Genomic DNA, 18,686 nt, shown 5'->3' with positions numbered 1-18,686 from the left:
GAGTCTCTATGCTTCATATAAAAATGCTACCTTTGTGTCAGGTGGGTAGACGAAGTTTTTGTGATGTTTGCCGTGCCGGGTATATAAGAAATATGGATGAACCTATTGCCAATGCCTAATATGCGACTTTTTTGTAGGAACTTAATTCCGTTTATTCTGATTCTCTTGCTTTCTACCCAGATAGTAGTCGGGCAGGAGAAAGTAAATGCAGGTTATGTGTATGCCTCATCTAATCGTGCACCTCTTCAGGGGGTTGTGATCTCTTTGGCGGATGATACGTATGATGTGCTGGCGGTGTCCGATACGCACGGCTACTACGTAATGCCAAAGCTTGAGGCCGGTAGCTATCAAGTGCAGTATAGTTGCGATGGATATGTTTCGCAGGTAGTGACTGTTATACTGCCCACTTTAGGAGATTTACTGCCGGAAGTAGTACTTCACAAGAATGAGAAGTCAGCGCGTGAAGCTGATTACCTGAATGAATTATCTGCCTTTGTCGTAGAGGAAGTAGCCGGAGCAAACGAGGAGGGAGAAGGAAAGATATCTACGTTCTTAACCGCCTCACGCGATCCCTACAATAATAAGGCAGGCTATCAATTTAGTCCCTCTCGTTTCAGAATAAGAGGGTATGACTCACCTTACCAGAAGCAGTATCTCAACGGAATGCAAATGAACAACATGTCCAATGGATACAACGCTTACTTCTTGTGGAATGGTCTGAATAATGTGGTTGTCAATCAGGATGGTACGGATGGCTTGTTGCCCTCCTCCTTTACGTTTGGGGATTTGGGAGGTGCAGTCAATATCATTACGCAGCCCTCTCAATTCAGTCCGGGAAGCCGCTTTACTTATTCGCTTTCTAATAGGAGCTATACGCATCGTACCATGTTTACTTACTCATCGGGAATGCTCTCTTCGGGATGGGCTTTTACCCTATCTTTATCCAAAAGGTGGGGTGATGAAGGGTATGTAGAGGGTACCTTTTATGATGCTTATGGATACTTCCTGGGAATTGAAAAGAAGCTCTCTCCACGCCATTCGCTCTCTTTCATTACATTAGCCGCTCCTACCAAGCGGGGGGTGGCATCCGGCGCTACGCAGGAGGTATATGAGTTGACAGGAAACAATTTCTATAACCCCAATATAGGCTTACAAAACGGCAAGTGGCGCAATGCGAGAGTAAGAGATAATTTTGAGCCTATCTTCCAATTGCTTCATACTTGGAATATTGCAGATGGCTATACGCTTACCTCCGGAGTAACCTATCGCTTTGGGTACAGTGCTTATTCGGCACTGAACTGGCATAACGCACCGGATCCCCGTCCGGATTATTATCGCAATCTGCCCTCCTACTATAGTTATATGACGAGCAATCCTGATCCCTATACAGAGCAGTATTATCGTGACCTGTGGGCAGAGGATCCTAATGTGGCACACATTAATTGGGATAGAATGTATGAGGTTAACCGCAATAACTACCAGCGTATATATAATGCCAAAGGGGAGTTTATCGCAGAGGGACGCAGAAGTGAATATGTGGTAGAGGATCGGCATATTGACCAAAAGCAATGGAATGCATCTACCGTGCTCAATGCTGTATTCTCCGAAAACCTCAAATTAGATGTCGGGGCTAACTATCGCTTTAATCGGACGCATAACTACAATGTATTGAAGGACCTGCTCGGAGGGGACTTTTGGTATGATGTGGATAAGTTCTCAGAGCGTGACTTCCCGAACGATCCAGATAAGTCGCAGCTCGACCTGAATAACCCTGATAGAGTAGTGCGAGAGGGAGATACCTATAGCCATAACTATTATGGGCAAATGCAGAATGCACAACTTTGGGCTACACTCACCGCTTCTCTGCGCTACTTCGATTTCTATTTATCGTTGGATGGAGAGTGGACAAATATGTTCCGAGATGGTAAGCAGCGTCGCGGTCTATTCCCCGAAAATTCTTACGGAAAGAGTGATGTGCTCAATTTCCTTTCCTATGGCGTAAAAGGTGGGGCTACGTGGAAGATCAACGGGCGTAACTTCATTCAGGCGAATGGAGCCTTTTTGTCTCGCGCACCCTACTTTAATTCCCTCTTTATTTCTCCCCGTACACGCAATAGCTATGTGGAAAATCCCTCGAATGAAAAAATTGTCTCGGGAGATATTAGCTATATAGTGCGTCACCCCTTCATTAAGGGACGTATTACATTCTACTGCACGCAGTTTATGGATGGTATGCGTAATATGAGCTTCTATGATGATGGTTACCGAGCTTTCTCTAACTATGTGCTGACTCATATCGATCGTCGTCATATGGGAGTAGAGGTTGGTGCAGAAGTGAAAATAACGCCTGCCCTAACGGCTACCGGAGTATTCTCTTACGGTAACTATATATATACCAATAATCCTGACTATATTCAGACGGTGGACAATAGTAATGAGGTATTAGAGCAGGAAAGTGTCTATTGGAGCCGCTTCCATGTGTCGGGCACTCCTCAGATAGCTGCCAACCTGAGCTTGCAGTATCAGACACCTTTCTATGTATGGTTGGGCGTAGATGCCAATTACTTTGGTAGAAACTACCTTGATGCAAACCCAATGAGGCGCACCGATAAGGCCTACGATGGTCTTGCAGATGAATTTGTAGAGCAAGAGCAGTTCAAAGGGGGCTTTACTTTGGATGCCAATGTGGGATGGTCCTATCGTATTAAGAGTGGTACCTACTTGCGACTCAATCTCTCTGTAACCAATATCCTCAACAATACAAACTTACGTACCGGTGGCTATGAGCAACTCCGTATTCGTTACGATAAGGAGGGCAAGATGATGCGTCCCTTTGACCCTCGTTACTTCTACATGTACGGAACTAACTATTATCTCAATGTTGCCTTGGTATTCTAATCCGCTTTGTCATTATGGAAAGAATTAAGAAGTTATTTCAATTAATCATATTGGCTCTGCCTTTGGTCTTTGCAGCGTGCCAGTACAATAAGTTTGACGAGCCTAAGGAAAAGGAAGAAGTTCCTCTGCCTGCTGCTACCCATACAATTGCTCAAGTGCGCTCCTTCTACCAGGAGGGCAAGGGCGGCAACTTGATCCCCGGTGAGGTAGTTATCAGAGGGGTCGTTGCCTCGGAGGATACAAAAGGCAATTTCTATCGCTCTATATTTATTCAGGATGCAACCGGTGGTATAGAGCTTAAGATGGGAATGGTCAACATGACACTTTTCTATAAGCAGGGACAGGAGGTAGCGCTTCGTTGTCAGGGATTGGCTATTGGTAAGTATGGCGATGTGATCAGTATAGGATATCAGAGCAATGATCCCGCTTATGAAACCTCTTTTGTACCCGAGTTAATTGTACCCAAGGTGCTGCTTGCCGGTCGCTATGTGGGAATAAATCCCATTGACCTAACACTGGATAAACTTGCCCTTAAGTACAGCGGTATGCTGGTGAAGATAAAGGATGTACAGTTCCTTGAATCTGAGCTTAACCAAACTTATGCTAATCCAGAGCAAAAGAATAGTGTTACGGCCGTCAATCATACTTTGCTGGATCGTAACGGTAACCAATTGATAGTACGTACTAGTAGTTTTGCCATCTTTGCAGGGCATAAGCTGCCGGAGGGATCCGGAGATATCATTGGTATTCTAACCTATTTCCGTGCAACGCCGCAGCTCGTTATCATTGACGATACTCGCGATGTACAACTAAATAATCCCCGTTTTTAACTCACTTAATTACATCATAAACAGAAATGAAACAGTTTAGATTAAGTAACTTACTTCTCGCTTCTTTGGCTCTTTTAGTTGGCTTCACCGCCTGTAAGCCGGAGCCCAAGCATGAGAAAGCAAAAATAGAAATATCTCCCCGCCCTGAAGACAATACGTATAAGTTTGAGAAGGAGGGGGGTACACAAGAGTTTACCCTAAAGGTTAATCGTCGTTGGACTATTACCAATGCGGGTAAAGAGGATTGGTTTACCATAACCCCTTCTCAAGGCGAGGAGAAGGAAGGGGGTGAGTATAAGATCACCATTTCTGTTCTCCCCAATAGTGGCGCTGCACGCGTAGGGCAGTTTGTGCTTAAGGCCTCTACGCAGGTGGAAACCTTTACGGTAATGCAAAAGAGCAGTGAGGGCAAGGAGCTTACCTATGAACCGCTGAGTGTACTTACTGAGATAGCTGCCGGTACGGACAGAGATCACGCCAAAACAATTGATCGCGATTTATGGATAAAGGCTATCGTTACTACTCACTTTGAGGCTAAGCAGTTCCCCTTTGCCGGCTATCATCATATACAGGATGCAGAGGGCAATGCGGTTGTAATGACTTTAACACGCGACACCGGCTCGCCCATTCCCTTTGGTACGGAAGTGGTCGGCAACCTAAAGGGCGCAAATGTCAAAAACTATAGTGGCACTATACAGATTGAAGTAAACGGAGCTAACTTATCCTTGACTCCGGATAAGGGTATTGAGCCTCGTGTCGTGACGATTGAGAATATTCAAAATGGCGAATGTGTCAATCAATATGTGCGTCTTGAAGGGGTTCAATTTACAAAATATGAAGGGGTCAAGTACTATGATGGTAGCTATTCGACCAAGCGTCACGATATTGAGGATGCCTTTGGTAATAAGATGACACTCGAAATCTACAAAAATTGCGTTTGGAAGGATAAGAACGTGCCTCAAGGTAGTGGCTATATGATAGGGGTTGCTACCATTAATATTTCGCAGTCAGGTCAGACATTCTATAACTTCCGTCCTACACTGGAAGAGAATATAGTACTTAATCAGCCTCGCCTTTCCGGTGGGGATAGACCTCTCTCCATTTCTCCGGCCCCGGCCAATAATACTTATGTAGTACCCAAGAGTGGGGGATCGTATCAGTTTACCGTGTATGCGCCTGCTGCTTGGACTTTAGAGGTACAAGGTAATTGGGCACATCTTTCCGCTACCGGAGGTAACAAGAAGATGGAGGGAGTTACCCTCACTGTAGATGCCAACCAAGGTGAGGCGCGTACCTCCGTGATGACCCTAAGTGATGGCACTAAGCGTATTGATTTCGCTATAGAGCAGGCTGCAGGAAACAAAGTTCAGGAAGCTTTGGACGGAGGGCTTGCTGCGTTGCTGAGCAAGTACCCTGGCACCGGTACTATTGCGGAGGATATTACTATTCGTGTGGTACGACTCAGTGGTAAAGACAATATGAATGCCTTTAGCAATATGTATTTTGGGGATAGTAAGGCCGGTATGATGGTTCGCTTCTCAGACGCTAAAAAGAATACGAGTGACGCTATACCCATGAATACCATTCTGACCATTAATCTCAAGGGTAAAGCAATCACTGAGTATCAAGGAACATTGCAATTTAACCTCTCTGTTAATGACATTGTTTCTACCGGTGAAGAGTATTTCCTTGAGCCTGTAGTCTTCAGTACGCCTGAGGAACTTTTGGCTAAGCGTGCCGAGATGAATAATCGTCTGGTCACTATCCGTGATGTGCAGTTTAGTGGTTGGAAGGAAGGCGATAAGTATAATCCTTTCTCCGAAACCGGTACGAACCACGCTAAGTTAGAGAAGAGTACAGCTGCGGGTGCTTGCGGTATTTCTGCTGAAACCAGCAAATTCGCTCCTTGGGTAAGCCAGTCTGCTCCGGGTGGAAATGGCTCTATTACAGGTGTATTTGTGTCCAACAGCAGATTTAATAACCTTTGGTATCGTACTTTGGACGATATCCAATTTACTAACCCTCGCAAGTAGCAAATCGCACATCCTTGCTTAAGAGAGGCAGCGCTTACGAGTGCTGCCTCTCTTTTATGTGGCTTGGAGGTCGGATTTTCCGGTAAGGTTTGAAGCGGTAGCATTCGTAGCGTACCGAAAAAGTATAGCGGTGTGAAGTAAAGCCTATAGCTGTTTCTTATTGGAGGGCAAGGAGTGTATTTTGGCGCACCTATATAGCAGGCTGAGCGAAGAGAATGTACTATCTTTGCAAGTAGAAAATACAGAGGTATTTCCTTAAGGAAAAAGCATGCAAGAGAAAATACTTATTTTGGACTTTGGTAGCCAGACGACCCACCTCATAGGACGTCGTTTGCGCGATATGGAGACATACTGTGAAATAGTTCCGTACAATCGATTACCCGAGCATTTAGAGGGTACTAAAGGGATTATTCTTTCCGGTAGTCCTCTCTCGGTGAATGAGGCGGGTGCCTATCATATAGATTTTTCTTCAATCATTGGGCGTTATCCGATATTGGGTATCTGCTATGGAGCACAATTGATGGCCTCTTCTTTGGGGGGCCAAGTGCAGTCTGCGCCTACCCGTGAGTATGGACGTGCCAAACTACACCTTATTCGTACAGAAGATCCCTTGCTGAAAGGTATGACACAGGAGAGTGAGGTGTGGATGTCACATGGTGATACCATCACAGACTTGCCGAAAGGCTTTGAATTGATAGCCTCTACGGAGGATGTGAAGTATGCCGCCTTTAGAATGGCTGATCAGCCTGTATGGGGAGTACAATTCCATCCTGAGTTGCATCATACGGAAGAGGGTAATACACTTCTCTCCAACTTCATTGACATAACCGGCATAGCGCGCTCATGGCGAGCAGATGCCTATATCCAGGAAACGGTTGAAAGCCTTCGCAGACAGTTGGGGAATGATAAGGTTCTCATGGCACTGAGTGGGGGAGTAGACAGCTCTGTAGCAGCGGTACTCCTGCATCGTGCAATTGGAGATCGGCTGACTAGCGTATTTGTGGATCATGGATTGCTTCGCAAGAATGAGGCGCAGCAGGTCCTTCGCGATTATCATTCCTTAGGTCTCAATATAGTTCATGTAGATGCATCTAAAACATTTTTTGAGGCACTACAGGGGGTGACCGATCCGGAGCAGAAACGAAAGATCATAGGCCGACTCTTTATAGAAACGTTTGAAAAGGAAGCCCATAAAATAGAGGGAGTCAAATGGCTTGGACAGGGTACCATTTATCCCGATGTAATTGAATCGGTCAATATTACGGGTAAGGTGATTAAGAGTCATCATAATGTAGGCGGCTTGCCCGAGCGAATGAATTTGCGCCTTGTAGAGCCTTTGAGAGCGCTCTTTAAGGATGAAGTGCGGCGTATCGGTCGGGCTTTGGATATGCCTGCCCATCTGATTGATCGTCACCCCTTCCCCGGTCCCGGGTTGGCCATACGCATTTTGGGAGAAATAACTCCTGAGCGCGTGGCACTTTTACAAGAAGCTGACGCAATCTATACGGATGCCCTTAGAGCACACGGCTTATACAATCAAGTGTGGCAGGCAGGTGCTATACTGCTTCCGATACGTAGCGTTGGGGTAATGGGCGATGAACGCAGTTATGGACACACGGTAGCCCTTCGAGCTGTGGAGAGCGTCGATGCCATGAGTGCTGATTGGGTCCATCTGCCTTATGAGTTTCTGGCAGAGGTGTCTAATGCCATTATCAATAAAGTACCCGGTATCAATCGAGTAGTGTATGATATCTCCTCTAAGCCACCGGCTACGATAGAATGGGAATAAGATATTCCTGTATAAAAAGACTTTTTTTCATTAGGTCTCATGCATATTCGGGAGAGTAGTGTCCGCCAAGGCTCTCTTCCGCACGTAAGTATAGAAAGAGTAAGTAAGCTGTAATAAAAAGGAATAAAGATACTATGTCGACTTATCAACCGGAAGACGCTCGCAAGGTAACCACGCGCCGTCTTGTGGAAATGAAAGAGCGTGGCGAAAAGATAGCTATGCTGACTGCGTATGACTACACTATGGCAGGTTTAGTTGATGCGGCAGGAATGGATGTGATCTTAGTGGGGGACTCTGCTTCAAATGTAATGGCAGGAAATACGACTACACTGCCGATTACATTGGACCAAATGATCTATCATGGAAAGAGTGTAATGAAGGCGGTAAAGCGTGCCTTGGTAGTGGTAGATCTTCCCTTTGGTTCCTATCAGGGAAATTCGAAGCAGGCATTGGAAAGTGCTATCAAAGTGATGAAAATCACCCATGCCGATGCTGTGAAAATAGAGGGTGGAGCGGAAATAAAAGAGTCTGTAGAGCGTATTCTATGTGCCGGAATCCCTATTATGGGGCACTTAGGGTTAACCCCTCAGTCCATCAATAAGTTTGGGTCCTACGCAGTGCGTGCTCGAGATGAAGAGGAAGCGGCTAAACTAAGAAGCGATGCCCATTTGCTTGAGGAATTGGGCTGTTTCGCCCTTGTGCTCGAGAAGATACCAGCTGCTTTAGCCGAATCAATCGCCAAAGAGTTGACTATACCGGTAATAGGCATTGGCGCCGGTGGCGGAGTCGATGGACAAGTGCTGGTTTTGCACGATATGTTGGGTCTTAATGAATCATTCCATCCGCGCTTTCTACGTCAGTATGCACAATTAGGTGGAGTGATAAAAGAGTCTCTGGGGCATTATATAGAGGATGTAAAAGAGAGAGACTTTCCCAACGAAAAAGAACAGTATTAATTAAGTCTTATTTGCTATTATGTTTTGCTCTAATCAGGCATACCGAAAGGGATTTCGTTTATTACTAATAGCCCTTTTATCCTCCTTTACGTTAGCGGTGATAGCTCAAAAGCCTATTTTAAAGGAATATACCGTGCAGAAAGGCGAGACTGTATACAGTATAGCAAAGCGTAATGGCCTGAAAGAGCAGGATATCTATCGCCATAACCCGGGTAGCGAAATGGGGATTAGAGAGGGACAAACGCTCCTTATCCCACAGCTAAATGCTAAGCTGCCCAATACGATAGAGAATGTACCTCCGACCCATTTAGGCACCTATACAGTAGTAGCAGGGGATACTTTCTATGCGGTGGCGCGTAAGTTTAATATATCACCTGCTATTCTGCGACAGTATAATCCAGATATAGATCCTGATCAGTTGCGCCCTGGTATGGTACTGCGCGTAGCAATGCCGGATGGCACCTCTATAGAAGCTGTTTCCGATAAGGTTGTGGTGATAGGTGCTAATGGCTTGAATACGGTACGTGTGGCGCTTTTACTACCTGTAAACGGAAGTGGACCCGATCGGTATGTGCGCTTTTACGAGGGATTCCTAATGGGAGTAGAGGAGCTTAGAAAGAATGGTATCTCAATGGATGTGTATGTGTACCAGACACCCTCTACCGCAGACTTGCACAGCTTAATGTCTCAATCTGCTTCCTTAGAGAAAGCTGATCTTTTGATAGGCGGGCAGAGTGAAGCAGAGGTGAATATGCTTGCCGATTATACAGGGAAAAAGGGTATTACTTATGTATCTCCCTTTATTGCCGCACCGCTTCAGAAAAGCGCCTATGCAAGAAATTATTTCCGCCTTAATACCCCTCAAGAAGAGTTGTATCCTGCTCTAGAAAGGAACTTTGCTCACTTTATTAAAGGTAAGTATAAACCGGTCTTTGTGACTGTACCCGGTGCAAATCATGCGCCTGTAGTAGCCGCTTTGCAAAAAGCACTGGCTGCAACGAATATGAAGTACGAGAGTATAAAACTTTCGGAGCTAACACCGGATAGAATTAGCCGACTGTCTGCTGCCGGAGCTATATTGGTACCTAATGACGGCAAGCAGGCAACACTCAGTAAGATGCTTGATTTATTGGATGCACAAGGCTCAACGTCTAAGAAAATCAGGCTTTTCGGATATCCTGAGTGGCAATCTTATCAAAAAAACTTACTCAGGCGTCTTGGGGGGTATAAGGGTACGATCTACACTACTTTCTTTTACGATAATGACTTGGATAAAGAAAGTGAACGCTTCAGGAAGAGTTATATAGCTTGGTTTGGAAAGAATCTGGATCATCACTTCCCAAAGTATTCGGTGCTTGGCTACGATGTTGCACGCTTCTTTATTCGGGCAATGGCTACCTATGGAGCCGCCTTCCCCGGTTCCTTGGCTCAGTTGCCTACCGATGGTTTGCAGAACGATTTTAACTTCAAAGCCATTGGCGACCAAAGTGCCTATAGCAGTGTAAATGTCTTTTTCGTTACGTATGATGCTAATGGCGGAATAGTGCGCCGTAAAATGAGTGCTCAATGAAAAAGATATACCTCTTGGTTGTAGCCCTCTTTTTCTGTTGCTCTATGCAGGCGCAGAAGATGGATACACCCTCCTTCTATCATCCGGCTATTCATGTGGGGGGACGTGCTGGAGCATCTGTTTCCTTTTTAGATATACGTCCCTCGATCAATCAAGGGGTACATGTTGGTGGGTTAGCCGGTATAACGGCACAGCTTGAGAATGGACCTTATGCAGCGACAGAGCTTTCCGTTATGTACGCTTTACGTGGGTGGACCGAGACCTATCCGGAAGCTGAAGACCCTTTGTCCTACAGCTGTTATCTGCACTGCATTAATATACCCTTAATGATGGCCTTATACTATCCAATCGGAGGTTTTCGTATGGGGATTAAAGCCGGTCCTTCTATAGGAGCAATCTTTGCAGTGCAGCAGGTGAGCAGTGGAGAGAGCTTCCCTGAAGAGGATATACAGCGTCATGCGCTCCCTATCAAAGGACGATTTGCATGGGGAGTAGCTGCAGGACCTTACTTCTCCTATTCATTCGGTAAGCATCGAATTGAGTTAGATGCCCGTGCCTACTACAGCTTCAATAATCTGTTTTCTGCCAGGCTGGATGATATGTATGCACGTAGTGCAGAGTTCGTTGCAGAGCTTACCTTAAGCTATCTGTTTCGTGTCTTTTGATTGAAAGGCTATTGTGAGCCGTGGTCTCTCCATAGTGCTACTTTTGCACTCCTACAAGGAGTTTCACTACAGGGCGAATTGCTATAGAGCGCTGTGACGCAAGCGATTTACGCGTGATACAAGTTCCTAATAACAGACTGAGCTACTTCCGTTACACTGAGGTCCGTTGCTAAGATGGTGTCTATATCCGTGGAAGAAACCCCCGGAACCAGCTCCATTACTCTTGCCGTCACATTAGCTATGCCGAGGAAGGGAATCTCCCCATTAGCAAAAGCTTGTACAGCAACCGCATCAGCTGCATTGAATATGGCCGGAGTATTACCCCCAACCCGAAGAGCCTCCAAAGCCATACGGAGCATAGGAAATCGGTTTAGATCGGGAGATTCAAAGTGTAGAGATAGATTGATCCAATCCAGTGTGGGCAAGGAGAGGGTAGGGCGAATACCATCATATAGCGCATAGCTGATTGGGTAACGCATATCTGGAGGTGACAATAAGGCTTTTACCTGTCCATCTCGAAACTCAACCATTGAGTGTACGATACTTTCGGGATGTATTACCACTTGTATTTTAGAGGGGGGGATGGCAAAAAGATGATGCGCTTCAATTACCTCAAATCCCTTATTGGCGAGAGTGGAAGAGTCAATCGTTACTTTTGGACCCATCTTCCACCGCGGATGTACCAGAGCCTGCTGCGGAGTAACAGATTGGAGTTGTTCCTCAGAGTGAGCTCTAAAAGGCCCTCCGGAAGCCGTAAGCAATAGTTTAGCGGGAGGAGTTGGTTCCCCTACCAGACACTGATAGATTGCAGAGTGCTCCGAGTCAACCGGCACGATGCGTGCATTGTATTTACGCGCAGCTTCCATGACAGACACCCCTGCGGCTACAAGCACCTCCTTATTGGCTAAGGCAATGGTTTTGCCTTTTTCTATTGCTTTTAGGGTAGGTAATATGCCGGCAGAGCCCACCAAAGTAGATAAAACTATATCAGCCTCCTCCATTCCTGCCGCTTCAATTAGAGCCTCCCTACCTGCCGCAGTGCGAATGCCGGAGCCGGCTAACCCATCCTTTAGTACTGAGTAGAGGGATTCATCAGCAATAACGGCTACTAATGGGCGAAACTCAAGCGATAGAGAGATCAAAGACGCTACATTATGGCAGGCTGTAAGTGCAACTAAAGAGAATGTCCCCTCTGTACTCTCTCTAACTATGTCCAAAGCCTGTGTGCCAATAGAACCTGTGGCACCTAAAATAGTTAACTTTTTCATCTTCCTCTCTTATAGGTCAATCAACCCCTCCGGAATAGTGATGCCTATTTTCTTTGATGCAGCATCTACATAGGTAATTAGCTCATCTGCAACAGGAATGAGGTATTCCTTACCCTCTTCGTTGCGAATAGTAAAGAGTATATTGGAGGTTGTGTCATCTACCCCGGTAACAACTCCTACTATATGCTCTCGCTCATCTGTAACAGTAAAGCCAATAAAGAAAAGCATAGAGAAAGAAGCCTCTTCACTGAGTAGAGATTCCTCTATACTAATCGTTGCATTGGTGAGAGACTCTGCTTCAGACTTGTTATTGATACGTGTAAACTTAGCAATAAAGCTCTCTTTGTCCTTATCGCGAAGATACTCTACTCTAAAAGGCACCGCTAAGCCATCAATGGAAAGAAATAGGAAAAGAGGAGCCTCCCCTTGAGATAACTCGAAGAGATACTCCTTTTCTACCGTACTGTAGGTGTTTAATTCCCCTTTAATGCCATGAGGCCGCCCAATGTGTCCAATGGGAATTAGCTGATGAGGGTTGTCCATTGATGAAGTAGTTATTCGCAGCGGCTTATCTTAGCCCCTAAGGAATTCAACCGGTGTTCAATATGTTGGTAGCCGCGGTCAATTTGATCAATGTTGTCGATGCGGCTGGTGCCCTCTGCGCTCATAGCAGCAATGAGTAAGGCAATACCTGCACGTATATCGGGAGAGACGGCTGAGGTCGCTCTTAGAGGAACTCGCTTGTCCAATCCTATCACAGTAGCTCGGTGTGGGTCACAAAGGATAATCTGTGCCCCCATCTCAATCAGTTTATCAACGAAGAAGAGACGGCTCTCAAACATCTTCTGATGAATGAGTACACTTCCTTTGGCTTGCGTGGCAACTACAAGCAGCACGCTTAATAAGTCGGGAGTAAGCCCGGGCCAAGGGGCATCCGCCACTGTGAGAATAGAGCCATCCATAAAAGTATCTATTTCATAGTGCTCGTTGGGAAGGATGCGTATGCTGTCCTCTTTTTGCTCCATTTCTATGCCGAGACGTGCAAAGGAAGAGGGAATAATACCCAATTCACGCAGATTAAGTGGAGCAATGGTGAGATCAGAGCAGGTCATAGCCGCCATGCCTATAAAGCTTCCCACTTCAATCATGTCACTCTGCATGGTATGTGTGGCACCGTGTAAAGCGTCCACTCCTTCGATGCGGAGTAGGTTTGAGCCAATACCATCTATACAAGCGCCCATATCTACAAGTAAGCGACATAATTGCTGTATATATGGTTCGCAGGCTGCATTATAGATAGTGGTCTTGCCCGGAGTAAGTACGGCAGCCATAATAATGTTGGCAGTACCGGTTACACTGGCTTCATCCAACTGCATATAGGCACCGCTTCTTTTGCGTCCATCAATCTCGTAGCATTGAGTGTCTGTGTTGTATTCACATTGTGCACCTAAAGCCATGAGTCCGATGAGGTGTGTGTCTAAGCGTCGTCTCCCTATTTTATCTCCTCCCGGTTTGGGGAAAACTGCGAAGCCGAGGCGTCCGACCAGAGGGCCGACAAGTAGAACGGAACCTCTCAGTGCACGGCTCTCTTTTAAGAAGGCATCACTACGGATAAAGTCCTCATTAAGCTCTTCTGCTTGAAAGCAATAGCTCTCCTGATCCAATTGAGTTACCTTGACGCCTAAGTGACCGACCAACTTGATCAAGTTCTTTACGTCCAATATGTCAGGCACATTGTGTACCATAACAGCTTCACGTGTGAGTAAGGTAGCAGAGATGATCTGTAAGGCTTCGTTTTTGGCGCCTTGTGGGCGTATCGTGCCGTTTAGCGAGTGCCCGCCTTCAATAATAAAAGATGCCATGAGAATAAAATTTATTATTTCTTTTTACCCTTCTTGGTATTATTGTCGCTATTTCCGTTATCCAACTTATATTGATCCGGATCAAGCTTTATCTTTCCTTCAGAAAGCTCAAATAGATCCTTAAATATCTGTCGGTCACTTACGTAGCTTTTGTTCCAAGTAATGTAATTGCTTTTCATCCGGTTAGCAATATGGAGTACCAATTCCTCTTTTTCGCTGCTGTCCGGCATATCTTTGACTACGCCAATAAGTTGTTGAATGATTCTTCCGTAGTGACGGTAAGTCATATCTTGATCAGGATACTCCACGATATCGGGTTTGGAGCGCATCCCTTGCGTTTTATAAATCTCCACAGGGTAGTCAATATCCAGCTCAAAATTTGCCATTATAGCGAGATGATTCCATAGGATGGGAGAGTTCTTCTCTTTATCTCGATAATCGGGGTAGATATTGCCCATGACTTGGATGATGGTTTCCGCACACCACTGACGCTCCGACTTATCTTTGATCGTCTTGCAGTGCTCCACCATAGATTGAATATTACGTCCGTAGGCAGGAAGGATAAGACGCTCCTGCTTACTATTATATTTGTTTATTGTAGGGTCTTCCATAAAATTGTTTCTTGTAGTCTAACTTAAAATAGCCTCCTTACTATCTTAATGAAATGGTGCTTTTGTCTGTTCAATGAATCTCTTTTTTTAGTAGTCGAAACATTTCTTGCTTATAGGCCTCTACTCCCGGTTGGTTGAAGGGATTAATGCCAAGCATATATCCACTGATGGCTACAGACACTTCAAAGAAGAAGAAGAGGGCTCCCAGGTGATAAGCATCTAACTGTTCGATGGATAGCTTTATACAGGGTACTCCACCCATCTGATGTGCTTTCATGGTAGCCTCTTCAGCTATTAGATTAACTTGGTGTAGACTCTTTCCCACAAGGTAATTAAGTCCGTCTAAATTATCCGTATCTGAAGGTATAGGCAGTGACTCCCTTGATTCGCTAATATGAAGAAACGTTTCAAAAATAATTCTCTCTCCGTCTTGTATCCATTGTCCCAAAGAGTGCAAGTCTGTCGTGAAGTCGACAGATGCCGTAAAGAGAGCCTTGTGCTCTTTACCTTCGCTCTCTGCAAAAAGCTGTTTCCACCACTCAGAAAAATAATGTAGTCGAGGCGTGAAAGAGGCTAATATTTCACATTTTTTCCCACCTCTATAAAGGGAGTTCCTTGCAGCTGCGTAGCAAAGTGCCGGATTGGTTTCGCTATGATCGTTCAGGAGTGCTTCTCTTTCTATACGTGCTCCTTGCATCATTTGCCGTATGTCGATGCCTGCAAGAGCCATAGGAAGTAACCCTACGGGCGTTAGTACGGAAAATCTGCCTCCTACATCATCGGGGATAACGAACTGCTTCCATCCCTCTTTATTGGCCAATGTATGTAATGCCCCTTTCTGTTTATCGGTAATTACTACGATGCGTTCAACGGCAGCCTCTTTGCCTATTTCTTCTTCTAACTGTTTGCGCAGTAAGCGAAAGGCAATAGCCGGCTCGGTAGTTGTGCCACTCTTTGAGGTATGGATAATACCCCAGTTACTTCCCTTCAGGTATTGCATTAGATGGAGTAGGTACTCCTGCTCCATATGATTACCTGCGAATATGATTTCTACCTTTTGGTCAAAAGGATTGGATAGAGCCTCAATAGCTGCACGAGCACCCAAGTAGCTGCCGCCAATGCCTACGCATACGATGCGGTTACATTGCTTTTTTAGGGCTTCGGCTGTGCGAATAATGTCCTCAAGCAAAAGGTCTTCGGTAGTTATCGGTAAGTCTCTCCAGCCTAAGAAGTCATTCCCTTTTCCTGAGCCGTCAAGAAGGGTTTGGAGCGCATTGAGAGCCTCATTGTGTAATGAATGACTCTCTTTTGAATGAGTGGAAAAGGTGATAAGTGATGGTTGCATCTATACGTTTGGTTTTGGTTATCTCTATTTAAACGTTTTAGATAGCTCCAGCATGGCCTCTCGTGGATCATCCCTATCGTATAGGATGCTATAGATGGTTTCCATGATAGGCATGTTGAGGCGATACTTGCGATTTATCTCGTGCATGCTTTTAGTGGCATAGTATCCCTCAGCAACCATCTCCATCTCCATTTGTGCAGAGCGTACTGAGTAACCGCGCCCAATCATATTGCCGAAGGTGCGATTTCTACTATGCTGTGAGTAAGCTGTTACGAGCAAGTCGCCTAAATATACAGAGTCGGTAATATCTCTGTATTCGAGGTGTGTGGCATTGAGAAAGTTATTCATCTCAGCAATGGCATTAGACATCAGTACGGACTGGAAGTTGTCGCCAAACATCAGCCCCATAGCTATACCCGAAGCAATAGCATAGATGTTTTTCAGTACAGACGAATACTGAACGCCAATTACATCTTTTGTCGTCACACAAGAAACAAAGTCGTTGCGCATAACCTGCGCAAAAGCCTCTGCCATCATCAAGTCGGTAGCTGCTACCGTAAGGTACGAACGTCTGCCGCGTGCTACCTCTTCAGCGTGGCAAGGGCCACCAACGACAGAGATTAAGTCCTTAGGCACATCGAACTCTCTCTCCAGATACTCAGAGATAAGTATATGTTCGTCCGGCACAAGTCCTTTGATAGCATTTACAATAAACTTTCCGCGAATAGATGACTTGCGCACACGCTTCATCACACCCTTGAAATAGGGTGAGGGAGTTACTAATATGATTGTGTCGCAGCTACGGAAAAAGTTGTTCACTTCCGGATCTGTGAAGAAATGGATACAATTCGTGTCAAACTCGGCAGATGGCAAATAGTTAGGGTTGTGCCCCATCCTCTTAAACTCCTCCACCTGCTCGCTCCTCCTCATATACCAGTTGATCTCCTGCCGGTTAGTGAGGACGATTTTTGCCAATGCGGTTGCCCAGCTCCCTCCTCCTAGTATTCCTATCGTTCCTATATCCTGCATTGCTACCAAACCTTGTAAATATTATAATAGAAAACTAGTTATCTATTCAGTTAGAGAATGCCATTTACTCACCTCGTCTATTGACTAGATAATGCCATTTACTCACCTCGTCTATTGACGGCATGGCCAGTTCAAGCTTGTATTTCTTGTTTATCTCTACAATTCGCTGCAAAACCTTTTGAGGATTATCCCAATCGATAGCAGCTACAGTACTATATCCGGCCTTCTGAAGAAGCGGTACTAATTCAGCCGGTATTCCACAAGCTGTATAGCGCTCGGGTTTGTCTATAGCAATGTGCGGTTCCGGCTTCATTTGCGGGAAGAGTATCACTTCCTGAATGCTTTCCTGACCGGTTAGCATCATTACCAAGCGGTCGATACCTATACCTACTCCTGAGGTTGTAGGCATACCATACTCAAGAGCTCGAAGGAAGTCTTGATCGATGAACATAGCTTCGTCGTCCCCCTTCTCGCTCAATCGCAGTTGCTCTTCAAATCGATTGCGTTGATCGATCGGGTCATTAAGTTCACTATAGGCATTTGCCACCTCTTTACCATTCACCATTAACTCAAAGCGCTCCGTTAGCCCCGGCTTACTGCGGTGTGCCTTAGTAAGAGGCGACATTTCTACCGGATAGTCGGTTATGAAGGTAGGCTGGATAAAGTTCTTTTCGCACTTCTCTCCAAAAATAGCATCGATTAGCTTACCCTTGCCCATTGTTTCATCCTCCTCAATGCCCAAATCACGGCAAGCTCTGCGTAGTGCCGCCTCGTCCATGCCGGTAATATCAATGCCTGTATATTCTTTGATGGCATCTGTCATGGTAACACGACGATAGGGTGGTGCAAAGCTAATTGAGTTGCCTCCTATGGTTAGCTCAGTAGTGCCCATTGCCTTGTTACATACTTCAGAGAGGAGGTTTTCAACAAACTCCATCATCCAAATGTAGTCCTTGTAAGCTACGTACAACTCAACGCAAGTAAACTCGGGATTGTGCGTGCGGTCCATCCCTTCGTTACGGAAGTTCTTCCCAAACTCATAAACTCCTTCAAAGCCTCCTACGATAAGCCGCTTTAGGTATAGCTCATCGGCAATACGTAAATAGAGGGGTATATCAAGAGCATTGTGGTGCGTTACAAAAGGACGTGCAGAGGCTCCACCGGGAATGGGTTGCAAAATAGGTGTCTCGACCTCCATATAGCCGGCCTCGTCAAAGATATGACGCATCGTACTGATGATGCGGCTACGCTTAATAAAAATGTCCTTTACTTGATCATTCACAATCAAGTCTACATAGCGCCTGCGATAGCGTTGCTCCGGATCATTGAAAGCATCAAATTCTTGTCCCTCTTTGTTGCTTTTGACTATAGGTAGCGGCCTAAGGGCTTTGGCTAAAAAAGTCATCTGCTGTGCATGAACAGATATTTCTCCGGTTTGGGTGCGGAAGACAAAACCTTCAATACCTACGAAGTCACCAATATCCAAGCACTTCTTAAAAATAGTATTGTATAAGGACTTATCCTCTCCCGGGCAGAGATCGTCGCGTGTTAGGTATATTTGAATTTTACCGGTACTGTCTGCCAACTCCATAAATGAGGCTTTCCCCATTATACGTCGTGACATAATACGTCCGGCGATATGAACCGTGCGACGAGGAGCTTCCTCTTTGAAGTTAGTAATAATCTCCTTTGCATAGGCATCCACGGGATATGCCTCTGCAGGATAGGGGTTTATGCCCGCAGCTTTAAGCTCTTCAAGGCTCTCTCTACGAGCTATTTCTTGATCACTTAGGGTTAGTCTAAGATATTTGTCCATTCCTTACAGTCCGA

The 18,686-nt window shown here is 45.5% G+C and carries 14 protein-coding genes; 7 read left to right on the top strand and 7 right to left on the bottom strand.

Going from position 1 to position 18,686, the window contains the following annotated elements:
- Window positions 1-96 precede the first annotated feature (96 nt).
- The 7 genes from ACLWMH_RS05920 to ACLWMH_RS05890 all read left to right on the top strand — a co-directional run bounded on the left by ACLWMH_RS05920 (window position 97) and on the right by ACLWMH_RS05890 (window position 10,741).
- Window positions 97-2,898, top strand: a complete 2,802-nt coding sequence (locus tag ACLWMH_RS05920; RefSeq protein ID WP_411915785.1) for a carboxypeptidase regulatory-like domain-containing protein — start codon at window positions 97-99, stop codon at window positions 2,896-2,898.
- Window positions 2,899-2,912: 14 nt separating this feature from the next.
- Complete coding sequence (locus ACLWMH_RS05915; RefSeq protein WP_411915784.1) at window positions 2,913-3,728, top strand: DUF5689 domain-containing protein; 816 nt, start codon at window positions 2,913-2,915, stop codon at window positions 3,726-3,728.
- A gap of 26 nt (window positions 3,729-3,754) precedes the next feature.
- On the top strand, window positions 3,755-5,761 hold the full coding sequence (locus ACLWMH_RS05910; RefSeq protein WP_411915783.1) for a DUF5689 domain-containing protein: 2,007 nt from the start codon (window positions 3,755-3,757) through the stop codon (window positions 5,759-5,761).
- 268 nt (window positions 5,762-6,029) lie between these two features.
- Complete coding sequence (guaA, locus tag ACLWMH_RS05905) at window positions 6,030-7,550, top strand: glutamine-hydrolyzing GMP synthase (RefSeq protein ID WP_411915782.1); 1,521 nt, start codon at window positions 6,030-6,032, stop codon at window positions 7,548-7,550.
- A gap of 134 nt (window positions 7,551-7,684) precedes the next feature.
- Window positions 7,685-8,506: a 3-methyl-2-oxobutanoate hydroxymethyltransferase gene (gene panB / locus ACLWMH_RS05900; protein WP_411915781.1), complete on the top strand. Its 822-nt coding sequence runs from the start codon at window positions 7,685-7,687 to the stop codon at window positions 8,504-8,506.
- A gap of 19 nt (window positions 8,507-8,525) precedes the next feature.
- The gene (locus ACLWMH_RS05895; RefSeq protein WP_411915780.1) at window positions 8,526-10,076 is read left to right on the top strand and encodes a PBP1 and LysM peptidoglycan-binding domain-containing protein; all 1,551 of its coding nucleotides are present in this window, start codon (window positions 8,526-8,528) and stop codon (window positions 10,074-10,076) included.
- Complete coding sequence (locus ACLWMH_RS05890) at window positions 10,073-10,741, top strand: porin family protein (RefSeq protein ID WP_411915779.1); 669 nt, start codon at window positions 10,073-10,075, stop codon at window positions 10,739-10,741. The genes ACLWMH_RS05895 and ACLWMH_RS05890 overlap by 4 nt, the downstream gene beginning before the upstream one ends.
- Window positions 10,742-10,848: 107 nt before the next feature.
- Here ACLWMH_RS05890 and dxr read toward each other — a convergent pair whose 3' ends face one another.
- The 7 genes from dxr to lysS all read right to left on the bottom strand — a co-directional run bounded on the left by dxr (window position 10,849) and on the right by lysS (window position 18,672).
- Window positions 10,849-12,009: a 1-deoxy-D-xylulose-5-phosphate reductoisomerase gene (gene dxr, locus ACLWMH_RS05885; protein WP_411915778.1), complete on the bottom strand. Its 1,161-nt coding sequence runs from the start codon at window positions 12,007-12,009 to the stop codon at window positions 10,849-10,851.
- Between the two features lie 9 nt (window positions 12,010-12,018).
- Window positions 12,019-12,552 (bottom strand): ribosome maturation factor RimM, encoded by a 534-nt coding sequence (gene rimM, locus ACLWMH_RS05880; protein WP_411915777.1) that lies wholly within the window; start codon window positions 12,550-12,552, stop codon window positions 12,019-12,021.
- Window positions 12,553-12,563: 11 nt separating this feature from the next.
- Entirely contained in the window at window positions 12,564-13,871 is a 1,308-nt protein-coding gene (gene murA, locus ACLWMH_RS05875; RefSeq protein ID WP_411915776.1) for a UDP-N-acetylglucosamine 1-carboxyvinyltransferase, read from the bottom strand.
- A gap of 14 nt (window positions 13,872-13,885) precedes the next feature.
- Window positions 13,886-14,482, bottom strand: coding sequence for a DUF4290 domain-containing protein (locus ACLWMH_RS05870; RefSeq protein ID WP_411915775.1), 597 nt, complete (start codon window positions 14,480-14,482; stop codon window positions 13,886-13,888).
- 70 nt (window positions 14,483-14,552) lie between these two features.
- Window positions 14,553-15,827, bottom strand: a complete 1,275-nt coding sequence (locus ACLWMH_RS05865; protein ID WP_411915774.1) for a glucose-6-phosphate isomerase — start codon at window positions 15,825-15,827, stop codon at window positions 14,553-14,555.
- Window positions 15,828-15,851: 24 nt separating this feature from the next.
- Window positions 15,852-16,856, bottom strand: coding sequence for an NAD(P)H-dependent glycerol-3-phosphate dehydrogenase (locus ACLWMH_RS05860; RefSeq protein WP_411915773.1), 1,005 nt, complete (start codon window positions 16,854-16,856; stop codon window positions 15,852-15,854).
- 64 nt (window positions 16,857-16,920) lie between these two features.
- On the bottom strand, window positions 16,921-18,672 hold the full coding sequence (gene lysS / locus ACLWMH_RS05855) for a lysine--tRNA ligase (protein WP_411915772.1): 1,752 nt from the start codon (window positions 18,670-18,672) through the stop codon (window positions 16,921-16,923).
- Window positions 18,673-18,686: the final 14 nt, after the last annotated feature.

Source organism: Porphyromonas miyakawae, from assembly GCF_045865415.1.
GTDB classification, from domain to species: Bacteria; Bacteroidota; Bacteroidia; order Bacteroidales; family Porphyromonadaceae; genus Porphyromonas; species Porphyromonas miyakawae.
This window is presented reverse-complemented; position numbering and strand designations above follow the sequence as displayed.

Coding starts and splice junctions, on each gene's coding strand:
- ACLWMH_RS05870 (WP_411915775.1), bottom strand. CDS start 14,482: ATGGAAGACCCTACAATAAACAAATATAATAGTAAGCAGGAGCGTCTT.
- dxr (WP_411915778.1), bottom strand. CDS start 12,009: ATGAAAAAGTTAACTATTTTAGGTGCCACAGGTTCTATTGGCACACAG.
- guaA (WP_411915782.1), top strand. CDS start 6,030: ATGCAAGAGAAAATACTTATTTTGGACTTTGGTAGCCAGACGACCCAC.
- ACLWMH_RS05895 (WP_411915780.1), top strand. CDS start 8,526: ATGTTTTGCTCTAATCAGGCATACCGAAAGGGATTTCGTTTATTACTA.
- ACLWMH_RS05865 (WP_411915774.1), bottom strand. CDS start 15,827: ATGCAACCATCACTTATCACCTTTTCCACTCATTCAAAAGAGAGTCAT.
- ACLWMH_RS05915 (WP_411915784.1), top strand. CDS start 2,913: ATGGAAAGAATTAAGAAGTTATTTCAATTAATCATATTGGCTCTGCCT.
- panB (WP_411915781.1), top strand. CDS start 7,685: ATGTCGACTTATCAACCGGAAGACGCTCGCAAGGTAACCACGCGCCGT.
- rimM (WP_411915777.1), bottom strand. CDS start 12,552: ATGGACAACCCTCATCAGCTAATTCCCATTGGACACATTGGGCGGCCT.
- lysS (WP_411915772.1), bottom strand. CDS start 18,672: ATGGACAAATATCTTAGACTAACCCTAAGTGATCAAGAAATAGCTCGT.
- ACLWMH_RS05910 (WP_411915783.1), top strand. CDS start 3,755: ATGAAACAGTTTAGATTAAGTAACTTACTTCTCGCTTCTTTGGCTCTT.
- ACLWMH_RS05860 (WP_411915773.1), bottom strand. CDS start 16,856: ATGCAGGATATAGGAACGATAGGAATACTAGGAGGAGGGAGCTGGGCA.
- ACLWMH_RS05890 (WP_411915779.1), top strand. CDS start 10,073: ATGAAAAAGATATACCTCTTGGTTGTAGCCCTCTTTTTCTGTTGCTCT.
- ACLWMH_RS05920 (WP_411915785.1), top strand. CDS start 97: ATGAACCTATTGCCAATGCCTAATATGCGACTTTTTTGTAGGAACTTA.
- murA (WP_411915776.1), bottom strand. CDS start 13,871: ATGGCATCTTTTATTATTGAAGGCGGGCACTCGCTAAACGGCACGATA.